General features: G+C 47.5%; 3 protein-coding genes. All 3 read left to right on the top strand.

Annotated elements, in window-relative coordinates:
* On the top strand, positions 1 to 527 hold a 527-nt coding region (locus PHU49_16525), incomplete at its 5' end, for a hypothetical protein (GenBank protein ID MDD5245615.1).
* Positions 508 to 1,680: a lipid-A-disaccharide synthase gene (gene lpxB / locus PHU49_16520; protein ID MDD5245614.1), complete on the top strand. Its 1,173-nt coding sequence runs from the start codon at positions 508 to 510 to the stop codon at positions 1,678 to 1,680. The genes PHU49_16525 and lpxB, both read left to right, overlap by 20 nt.
* The coding region (locus tag PHU49_16515) for an ABC transporter ATP-binding protein (GenBank protein ID MDD5245613.1) at positions 1,655 to 2,975 on the top strand (1,321 nt) is incomplete at its 3' end. The genes lpxB and PHU49_16515, both read left to right, overlap by 26 nt.

The following is a 2,975-nucleotide window of genomic DNA, read 5'->3' as shown; positions in this document are numbered from 1 at the left end:
TTATCCGGGCGCCTCTTGCCATAGAGGCGTGCAGGATAAGTCCCTTTACCGGGAGGTCAACGGATGTGGATGTCATTCTCGACCTCATGATCCATGATCTTGACCTTGTCCTTTCTCTCATCAGGGAAGAGGTGAAGGAGATAAGGGCAAACGGAACCGCTCTTGTAACGGATAAACTTGACGCGGCGCACGCACGTATCGAGTTTACGAACGGGTCTGTAGCAAATATCTTCGCAAGCAGGATTGCCGCAAAGCGTGAAAGGATGCTTACCGTTTTTGAGAAAGGACGTTCCTTTTGTATCGACTTTATGCAGGGAAAACTGACCACCAGCACAAAAAAACATGGCGGTGGAATTCACATCGAAGAATATACATCTGACCGCATGGACCCTGTTCAGGATGAGCTGACAGAGTTTATAGGGGCAATGAAGGGCAACGCACGGCCGGGCGTCACCGGAGAAGACGGACTCAGGGCGCTCATCCTCGCAAACAAGATCAGGCAGTACATTGCAAAGAAACAACGTTAGTCCGGAAATGCAGCACATCGTTGTTGTCACGGGCGAACTCTCCGGTGAGATACACGCCGCAGAACTCGTCAAATCACTCAAAAGATCTATCGCTGTGGAGATCAGCGGCATAGGAAGCCAAAGACTCCGGGATGAGGGCATGAATACTATCTATGACTACAGGAATATCTCCCTCACGGGCTTAAGCGAGATCTTCTCAAAATTGCACCACATAAAGGATGCCTATAGAAGACTTAAAGAACATATCGGGCAAACCCGGCCTTCCCTCTTGATACTTGTCGATTTTCCCGGCTTCAATCTGAAGGTCGCCCGGTTTGCAAAAAAAATGGGGATCCCCACGATCTATTTTATCCCGCCCCAGATCTGGGCATGGAGAAAGAAACGCATACTCCGGATAAAAAGATATATCGACAAGGTGATCTGCGTGCTGCCTTTTGAAAAAAAACTCTACGAAGAACACGGGATCGATGCTGCCTACATCGGACATCCTTTCGTCTCCACGGTAAAACCGGCAAGCACAAGAGATGATTTTTTCAGAAAAACAGGCATCGAAAAAGGATGCACGGTTATCACCATTATGCCGGGCAGCAGGGAAAACGAGATCCTGCGACACATGCCGGTCCTGCTTAAGTCCATCGAAAAGATAAAGGAACGGGTGCAAAGGCTTGCCGTTCTTTTGCCCCTGGCAGACAATATCGACGGACCGGTAATCGAGAGGTTCAGCAAAGAACTGCAGGACTGCATTGTCATCAGGGGGCAGTCTTATGATGCCCTTGCACATTGCGACCTGGCTATCGTATCATCCGGCAGCGCTACTCTGGAGGCCGCAATCCTCGGCACCCCCACAATAGTCATTTACCGGATATCCTGGTTCTCATATCTCATCGCCAGGATGCTGGTAACAATAAAACACATCAGCCTCCCGAATATTATCGCCGGAAAAGAGGTATTCCCGGAATTCATCCAGCATATTCCTCCTGAAAAGATTGCAGAAAAGGCACTATATATGATAAATAATGGAAAAGACAGCATAAAAAAGGATATCGACGAGATCCTCGCGAGGCTTGGTCATTATAATTCTTATGAACTTGCAAAGGATATCGTCATCGACTTTTTAGAGAAACGGCATGACACTATACCTGAGACTGCTTAATTTTGTAAAACCCTATTATGTAAAACTCGTTTTTGCCATGATATGCATGGCCCTTGTGGCGGCAACAAACGGTTTAACGGCCTTTATTGTCAAACCAGTGCTGGACAAGATCTTTTTCGAGAAGAACCAAACGATGCTCTATATCATCCCCATAGGCGTTGTCCTTTTATATTTCCTCAAGGGGGTGTTCGCATATCTCCAGGCATACCTTATGGGTTACGTGGGACAAAGGGTCATAACAGACATACGGAATCTCATCTTCTTCAACCTGCAGCGTCAACCGCTTACCTTCTTCGATAAAACTCCCACCGGTGTCAGCATATCAAGGATCATGAATGATGTGAACCTTATTCAGAACACTGTCTCTGACTCCTTTACCGCGATCCTCCTGGACGCTTTTACCATAATCGGGCTCATATTCGTTGTCTTCTACAGAGATTGGAAGCTTGCGATCATAGCCTTTATCATCCTGCCCTTCGCAACCTATCCCATTGTCGCCTTCGGAAAAAAATTGCGGAAGATCAGCATAAAAACACAAAAATCGATAGCACGCCTCACGAGTTTTCTTCACGAAACCATCACTGGCCAGAGAGTGGTGAAGGCCTTTTCCATGGAGACATATGAAAACAAAAGATTCGAGGAAGAAAACGATGAAATGTTCATGATCATTCTCAAACGCACCAAGATCAGGGCACTGTCTCACCCTATAATGGAGGCCCTTGGAGGCGTAGCCATAGCGGTAATTATCTGGTACGGCGGGAAAGAGGTTATCTCCGGGGCTTCGACACCGGGCAACTTTTTTTCCTTCACTACAGCCCTTCTCATGCTCTACGAACCGATCAAAAAACTCAACAAAGAGAACCACAACGTGCAACAGGGACTCGCTGCAAGCGAGCGGGTTTTCGAGGTTATCGACAGGGAACCTGAGATACTGGAAAAACCCGACGCGATCCAGCTCGGGAGGGTCGGTGGGGCGATCGAGTTCAGAAACGTCTTTTTCAAATATGAAGACAAGATGATCCTCAACAACATCAGCCTGGAGATCAATAAGAACGAGGTGCTTGCGATAGTGGGGGAAAGCGGTGTCGGCAAGACAACACTTGCCAACCTTATCCCCAGATTCTATGACATAACAGAAGGAACGCTCCTGATCGATGGTGTCGACATCAGGGATGTCACGCTGGACTCATTGAGAAAAAATATTGCCCTCGTGACACAGGATATCATCCTCTTCAACGACTCCATTAAAAACAACATAGCGTATGGTGTCGTCCCTGACCAGGAAAGGCTGGAGA

The sequence above is a fragment of the Syntrophorhabdaceae bacterium genome (assembly GCA_028713955.1).
In the GTDB taxonomy this organism is placed as follows: Bacteria; Desulfobacterota; Syntrophorhabdia; order Syntrophorhabdales; family Syntrophorhabdaceae; genus UBA5609.
This window is presented reverse-complemented; position numbering and strand designations above follow the sequence as displayed.